Consider the following 1,264-nt stretch of genomic DNA (forward strand, 5'->3'; position numbering starts at 1 on the left):
CAATAGACGCTCAGTCTCCATTATTGGATACTGGGATAGTTTTAAAAAGATTGATTCCATACTTCTCCTCCATTTAAAAATATTTTCTACCAGTCTAGCATAAAAAATAAATTACAACAAATTTTTCTTGCTTTTTAAAGCGGTTTCATATAGAATAAAATCATCACCTTATTTTATAGATAATGTGATAAATCATTTACAACCCGTCAATAGAAAGGGAGTTTTTCTCTATGTTAATCGGAATTCCAAAAGAAATTAAGAATAATGAAAACCGTGTTGCCCTAACACCTGCTGGTGTCCACAGCTTAGTCGGCCGTGGTCATCGCGTCCTTATCGAAACAAATGCTGGTCTCGGTTCTGGCTTTACTGATGCTGACTATCAAAAGCAAGGAGCTGAAATTGTCGCTACTGCTGGTGAGGCCTGGGCTGCTGAGTTGGTCGTAAAGGTAAAAGAACCTCTAGATTCTGAATATGGTTACTTGCGCGACGACCTGCTTCTCTTTACCTACTTGCACATGGCCGCTGCTCCAGAATTAGCAGATGCTATGTTGGAAGCAAAAACAACTGGGATTGCCTATGAAACTGTCCGTAATTCCCAAAATCAGTTACCACTCCTCGTTCCTATGAGTGAGGTTGCAGGCCGTATGGCAGTCCAAATCGGCGCCCATTTCCTAACCAAGCAAGCAGGAGGTTCTGGCGTCCTACTGGGTGGTGTACCGGGTGTGCCTAAAGGGAAAGTAACCATCATCGGTGGCGGTGTCGTAGGGACTCATGCTGCTCGAATTGCTCTTGGTCTTGGTGCACAAGTAACCATCCTTGATATCAGTGCTAAACGTCTCTCCGTTTTAGAGGAGGTCTTTGGTCACCAAATTCAAACTCTTATGTCCAATTCATTTAACATCGAAGCCAGTGTGAGAGATGCAGATGTGGTAATTGGGGCGGTTCTCATTCCAGGGGCCAAGGCACCAAAACTGGTCACAGATGAGATGGTCAAGCAAATGCGTCCAGGATCAGTCATCGTTGACGTTGCTGTTGACCAAGGTGGTGTTATCGAGACAGCTGACCGTGTGACAACGCACGATGAACCCGTCTATGAAAAACACGGTGTGCTCCACTATGCCGTTGCCAACATCCCCGGTGCGGTAGCCCGTACTTCAACTATCGCCCTAACCAATGTCACTCTTCCTTATATCGAAGCTTTGGCTGGTAAAGGTTTTGTACAAGCAATCTCTGAGGATGAGGGCTTGCGTCAAGGAGTTACCAC

The 1,264-nt window shown here is 45.1% G+C and carries 1 protein-coding gene; it reads left to right on the forward strand.

Features of this window, described 5'->3' with window-relative positions; translation table 11 throughout:
• Positions 1-230: 230 nt before the first annotated feature.
• Positions 231-1,264 (forward strand): alanine dehydrogenase (gene ald / locus QZ359_RS01575; RefSeq protein ID WP_293955960.1); only part of this gene is annotated, 1,034 nt, incomplete at its 3' end.

The organism is Streptococcus sp., assembly GCF_019414905.1.
In the GTDB taxonomy this organism is placed as follows: domain Bacteria; phylum Bacillota; class Bacilli; order Lactobacillales; family Streptococcaceae; genus Streptococcus.